Source organism: uncultured Subdoligranulum sp. (assembly GCF_937890665.1).
On the sequence record NZ_CALADU010000177.1, the window covers coordinates 1 to 5,576 of the forward strand.

The window sequence follows — 5,576 nt, forward strand, 5'->3', positions numbered from 1 at the left end:
CGCGTTAAACATAAAGAAATATTTGAGCAAATTAAAAACATTTGATTATGGCAAATAAAGCTAGTTCCCTTATGGGATTCCATCAGATTGACAATAATAAGGTTCATCGTTCTACCTTTGACTTGTCTCGTCGTAATTTGTTCACTGCTAAAATCGGTGAACTTTTACCAGTATTTTGTGAAGAAGTCATCCCTGGTGATGATTTTAAGGTAAATATGCAACATTTCAGTCGTTCTATGCCTGTTCAGTCTGCTGCATTTACTCGTCTTCGTGAGAATATCCAGTTCTTTTTTGTTCCTTACACTTCTTTGTATTATCGTTTCCGTGAGTGTATGCAGAATATGACCAAAGGTCAGAACGGGCAGAATATTTCACGCTCAGCGTCTTCTCCTTTTGATAATAAGGATTTAACTACGGAACTTCCTTACATTCTGATGCGTGATATTTATCAGTATCTTGCTGTTCTTCTTAATTATACTGATGATGATGATTTTGGATCTCCTCCGGCAAGGCCAGCACCGACTGCTTTTGCAGCCGCTTCATACGGCGATGGAGTTCCCGTTTGGCCTCCTTCAAGGAGGAGAAGTATTGGGTATCATATTCCGCCAGTTTGGACGCTGCCTCCTGGTCAGGGCGGCAGAAGGTCACCTTATAGATCCGGTCATGACAAAGCTCCCAGATGATTTTTTTGTGAAGCTCCACGAAGCCCTGCTCATCTGCATCCAGTGTGTGCTGCTCCAGTCCTTCTACAAAATCCATCAGATAGCCGATCAGCTCCTGCCGGCTCAGTTCGTTGTATTCCATTCTTCTCCCCCTTGATTTTCCTGCTGTTACACCGCACTGCCCTGGGTGTAGATATAGGCAGGGCTTAAATCGATTGCACCATTCTGCCAGACCGGAACACCGTGATCCAGACCGACCTGCCCGAAGAGGGCTGGATCGCAAAGAGGACGAAAGGCCTCGGTGTCCAGCAGCGGCGTAAGATCCAGGATCCGGCTCTCTCCGGTCGAAAATTTTGCCCACAGCCGGAAGCCGCTCAGGGCATGAACTTCTGTGATGTGCAGCACTGCGCTCCCGGACGCGGATTCTGCAATACGATATTCCATAAACACACCTCCGGACTCTGGATGCGAAAAAAGACCCAACTGGGTCTTTTTTTCTGAACAGCCTTCGCACATTAGGCATGGCTTTCAAGTTTGACTACCATCTAAAACAACTCGACTCTCAAGCGCAATCTCCATAAAGCTGGGGAGGACGAGGGTTTGACTACCATCTAAAACAACACGATTCTCAAACCTCAAAGTTGAGAAAAGCACCACGACACATGCTGTGTTATTTCAGATGGATCTGCCATCACTACCAGTTTACAGCATCAAATCGGGCGCGTCAAGCCGGAGTTCACAAAAGTCCTGGTCCAGCAGGATCACTTCTTCTGCAGGCAGGATTTGATCCAACTTCGGTATAAATTTTCCTGTATCGGCAAAAATATCGGTTATTATTAACTTTGATTTCCGCTATTTTTGCCGATATCAAGATGATCTAAAATTGTTCTACTATCGAGGATTAAAAGAGTGGGGACGAGAAAAAGGATATCTGATGGATACCTGTCTGACCGCACAGGACAGATATAAAGCTTATTTGGACTATTTTCGAATTGCCTATGATAGGTAACTTGGAAAATCGTTGTTTTTGCGCCATGATCCGATTGCAACTTCGTATGCGATAAGCGCGGAGAAAAATTTTGCATTCAGGTTGCCTATCTGCTTGCACCGGAATATCTGAGATTTCCGCCTGATGGAGGAATGGAACGAAAGAGAATGTGTCCAACTTGGACACATTCTCTTTTTGAATGAAGCAAGCCTCAGTTTCCAAGGTAGTTGATTACGACCACCTCCAGCCGATTGTGCCCCAGATCCTGCGATACCTGGGCCAGGGCAGCCCGGTCGTATACCTCTCCCCTGCGGCTGCCACGGCAGAGATACCGCTCGTTCGGCGGCAGGGTGTGGGGATCCCGGGCCAGCTCGGCATACCTGGCAGCTGCATACTCACGACGATAGCTGTGTACATCGCAGGAGCTTTCGATCTTGCCCCAGATCGCCCTTTGTCCCTCCCCCTGGTATGATACAACCAATGCCTGAGCGGCCTGTGTGACCGTTACAGTCCGTGCTTTCCCGCCCTTTCCCTTTCTCACTTCAACAAAAACCCCTGCGCTACTGCTGTGAATATCGCAGGGGCGTACGGCCTCCGCCTCCGACCGGCGGAGGCCGCTTCCCCGGAGAAAAGCCACCAGATCGGCATTTTTCTTTTCTGAGAAGTGTGCATCACGGGCAGCAGCTCCCCGGCTGCGGATAATATCCTCTCTCTTCCGGGAAGGCAAGGAAATCCCCCAGGACGTTGTGGGAACCTGGTAGAGCTTGGAGATGGCTGCCACCTCGGTGCGCACCGTCCAGGCAGACAGCCCACGATCAATCTCTCGCCGGATGTACTCCGGCACAAATTGCCGCAGCTCCTCCAGGGTACGGCAGCCGTGCTCCTCTTTGCCCCATTTTGCAAAACGGCAGCACTGCTCTGTGTAGACCTCCAGTGTCCGATAGCTGAAGATCCCCTGGGGGTGGTTTGTCTGTTCCGCAGCCTTTGCCTCTCTCTTTTTTTCACCGATACGGAGCTGACTCTGTAGCTCCCTGTTGATCTGATGAATGATCGAGCCATTTTTCATACATTTTTCCCTCAATCTTTCACAAAATTCACCCGTATCGTGGGCCAGACGCCATCTGTTCAGCAATGAAGACAGGGGTTGACGCCACCCCGCAGGCGGAGGGTTTACCGCCCCCTCACGGCTCTTTTTCCTTCTTAACTGGTTAGTCGTAGGAATGGATCGTGTTTTTCTCATGTAAGGGGGATTACAATTCTTCATTTCCAACCATTTTTTACTTGTTTTAATCAAGAGAATAAAAAAACATAAATCATTTAATATGATGCTCAATACATTTGTATATCCGTTGGCCAGAGGAAGCCACTTGACTGCCTCAACGCCAGATGTATCGATAAAGTCCTCTGACATATCCTTGCAGGACAGATCGGACCAGCTCAATAGACTGAGGCCTTCTAACAACAGGCTATCGAATCCCATCTTTTTCTCCTCTCAGTTCCAGGTGGATTTTCTTTTCTATATAAAAAGGGCTGCCCTCAGAGAAGGCTGCCCTTGAATTGGCTAATAAAAAAGGCACGGTCACACCCAAAAAAGGGCGCAATCGTGCCTAAAATGTTTCAAACCGGTCAGTGCTCACAAGGGAGCAGAGCCATACTTAACCGCCAGAACAGCGGTCGGGATGCTACAATCAATATATTCAGTTTATCGCATTCCAGGATACATGTCAACATATTTACATTGACTGCATGATTTCTTTGATGGTTGGACGGTCTTCTGCAGAGATTTTCATGTTATCACATGTCTGCTCAAACGACCATCCGGTAGTCTCCATCAAGTTCTTAACATCTTCGGCCTTTTCCATGTTTTGAATTTTTTCAGAAACTCTGCACATAGTCTCAACTCCTTCTTTCTCTGTTTTGTAGCGTCTAACATTTCGGGCCAGTATCGCGTTGTGTATGTCTTTGGCTTCTTTGCAGAAGAAATCGTGCATCAGGCGGCTAACTTCATCATACCAAAAATATTTTAAACTTGCCAAATAAAAAAGAGGCTCATACAAGCCTCTTTTTTGTTTTACAATTCAGGAACACTCGTTTGAGGTTTGGACACCTACGAAACAACAGTATTCTCAAACCCGCATCACTGTACTGCAAACCAGATGGTTTGGATACCTACAAAACAACAGTATTCTCAAATCCACCGGAAATTCCTGAGTACCTAAATATAGTATACCAAAAAATCAAATAAGTCAAATCACACCGTTTGACCAGGAAACTTTCTCTGTGCTGCATCGATTGCCAAAAACCAGAAGAAACTGCCGATTACGGGCGGTGACCACTGAACCGATAAGCCCTTGCCTTCGCTGTGGATCGTATCAGCAAATAAAAAGAAGTAACCGCCGAGCCTCCAAGCAAGCAGTTACTTCCGTAATTGAGTAGGGGGCTAACCGTCTGCCAGTAGCACCCTTATTCTATATTCAGTATATCACAAGGCTACTGTCGCTTCAATCAGAGCTGTTCGAACCTGTAAGCATTTTAGACCACAGAAGCAGGCTTCCGAGAAAACAGGGTGAATCTCACCGGATATTTTCGCTTGTGTCCCCCATTGCTCTCCCCTTGGCTCCCCGGTATAATGGGGCTGAACGGACTTGCTGAAAAAAAGGGGGGCTCGCTGTGATTTACATGCTGGAAGAGATAGCTAATCACATATTCCATCCTTCTGACTCTTCCCGCTGAGGTCGTCAAGCAGCCCAGTATCTATGTCGTGGACATCGGCGGTTGAGCCGTTCAGAATGTGCATCTTGTGAACGGGCAACTGAACCCCAATATGTCTTCTCTCTATAGGGGTGTAATCTCTATGTACAGCACCATCAAATACCATCTGCAAAATGAATTCAGACGCCCTTTGAAACCGGGATCTAATGTAAAAAAGGCCGCATATTGCGGCCTTTTTGCTTTTTATGGTCCAACCCTATCGCTTATGCCAACTAATTTAACCTACTTTATTATAAATATTGAAATTTTAAGGTTAAAATTGATATAATAAAGAAGAGGTGATCTTATGCAACATAATCTTACTGCCGAGTACAAAACTCTATTGGCTGAAGCAAGAGCCCTTCAGCAACGATTGGATGTTTTGCCAACGGGATATATTTCAAAAAAAACGATTAACGGGAAAAATTATTATTATCTTCAAAGCAGAAAATCGGGCCGAATTGTCAGCCAGTACTTGAAACAGGCAGAAGTAGAAGATATGATCCAAAAAATAAAGGAAAGGAAATCGGCCTTAGAGCAAAAAAAACAAATAGTTTCTAGGATAAAACAGTTGGAACAGGCTGCAAAACTTCTAGGGAATGAAGTAAGCCGGGAATTGTTGTTTCTGAAGCTCACAGATGGAATGGATCTTCTTTCTGAATCTCAAAAAGCACGTAGCGTCTCTTTCGCTGATAGTTTGAATGCTATTGAAGGTGTCCCTATAACTGCGGATCTGGCGCAAGGAATCTCAGATTGGGTTTCAGGAGAAAGGACCTTTTCTTCCCTTTTTGAAGATACATTAAAAAAATATTATAGTCTTGGGGAGGGAAAATAAAAATGCGAGATCCATATTTATATAATGATATAGATGTTTTGAAGAATTCTTTTGAAATTAAGGATCAAAATCTTTTACGCAAGTTGGAAGCTGATACTTCCAATTTAGCTATGACTAGCCTTTACAATCAGAAATTTGATAAGTATGATGTGGAAACTCTCCAGGAAATCCATAGAATGATTTTTGGTCAGCTTTACGACTGGGCAGGGGAGTTTAGAACGATTCAAATGGTGAAAGCTGAAGAAGTGCTGGGTGGAGATACTGTTCGATATTCATATCCAAAAGAAATCAAGAAACAGCTTAAAGAAGCAATGAAAGAGATAAAAAAGATCAACCGGAC

General features: G+C 45.1%; 5 protein-coding genes and 3 pseudogenes. 4 read left to right on the forward strand and 4 right to left on the reverse strand.

All coding sequences use genetic code 11. The features are described 5' to 3' along the window. Positions 1 to 71: 71 nt before the first annotated feature. Positions 72 to 338: pseudogene (locus Q0526_RS18825) on the forward strand (major capsid protein); the annotation flags it as partial. A 130-nt stretch (positions 339 to 468) separates the two neighbouring features. Here Q0526_RS18825 and Q0526_RS10110 read toward each other — a convergent pair. Both Q0526_RS10110 and Q0526_RS10115 read right to left on the reverse strand, forming a co-directional pair. Then, positions 469 to 804 (reverse strand): hypothetical protein, encoded by a 336-nt coding sequence (locus tag Q0526_RS10110; protein WP_298733139.1) that lies wholly within the window; start codon positions 802 to 804, stop codon positions 469 to 471. A gap of 26 nt (positions 805 to 830) precedes the next feature. Further along, complete coding sequence (locus Q0526_RS10115; protein WP_298733141.1) at positions 831 to 1,106, reverse strand: DUF2442 domain-containing protein; 276 nt, start codon at positions 1,104 to 1,106, stop codon at positions 831 to 833. 424 nt (positions 1,107 to 1,530) lie between these two features. Here Q0526_RS10115 and Q0526_RS10120 point away from each other — a divergent pair. Continuing rightward, positions 1,531 to 1,671: pseudogene (locus tag Q0526_RS10120) on the forward strand (cell filamentation protein Fic); the annotation flags it as partial. A gap of 190 nt (positions 1,672 to 1,861) precedes the next feature. Here the strand turns inward: Q0526_RS10120 and Q0526_RS10125 are convergent. Both Q0526_RS10125 and Q0526_RS10130 read right to left on the reverse strand, forming a co-directional pair. Continuing rightward, entirely contained in the window at positions 1,862 to 3,130 is a 1,269-nt protein-coding gene (locus Q0526_RS10125; protein ID WP_298733143.1) for a hypothetical protein, read from the reverse strand. A 253-nt stretch (positions 3,131 to 3,383) separates the two neighbouring features. Then, positions 3,384 to 3,686 carry a hypothetical protein gene (locus Q0526_RS10130; RefSeq protein WP_298733145.1) on the reverse strand — a complete coding sequence of 101 codons (303 nt, stop codon included), beginning with the start codon at positions 3,684 to 3,686 and terminating at the stop codon, positions 3,384 to 3,386. A gap of 1,022 nt (positions 3,687 to 4,708) precedes the next feature. On the opposite strand from Q0526_RS10130, the gene Q0526_RS10135 reads away from it, so the two are divergent. Next, positions 4,709 to 5,236, forward strand: coding sequence for a hypothetical protein (locus Q0526_RS10135; protein ID WP_298733147.1), 528 nt, complete (start codon positions 4,709 to 4,711; stop codon positions 5,234 to 5,236). 2 nt (positions 5,237 to 5,238) lie between these two features. Next, positions 5,239 to 5,576: pseudogene (locus tag Q0526_RS10140) on the forward strand (Fic family protein); the annotation flags it as partial.

Excerpts from the sequence above, each read along its gene's own strand:
- Q0526_RS10115 (WP_298733141.1), bottom strand. The coding sequence starts at position 1,106 with ATGGAATATCGTATTGCAGAATCCGCGTCCGGGAGCGCAGTGCTGCAC.
- Q0526_RS10110 (WP_298733139.1), bottom strand. The coding sequence starts at position 804 with ATGGAATACAACGAACTGAGCCGGCAGGAGCTGATCGGCTATCTGATG.
- Q0526_RS10135 (WP_298733147.1), top strand. The coding sequence starts at position 4,709 with ATGCAACATAATCTTACTGCCGAGTACAAAACTCTATTGGCTGAAGCA.
- Q0526_RS10125 (WP_298733143.1), bottom strand. The coding sequence starts at position 3,130 with ATGGGATTCGATAGCCTGTTGTTAGAAGGCCTCAGTCTATTGAGCTGG.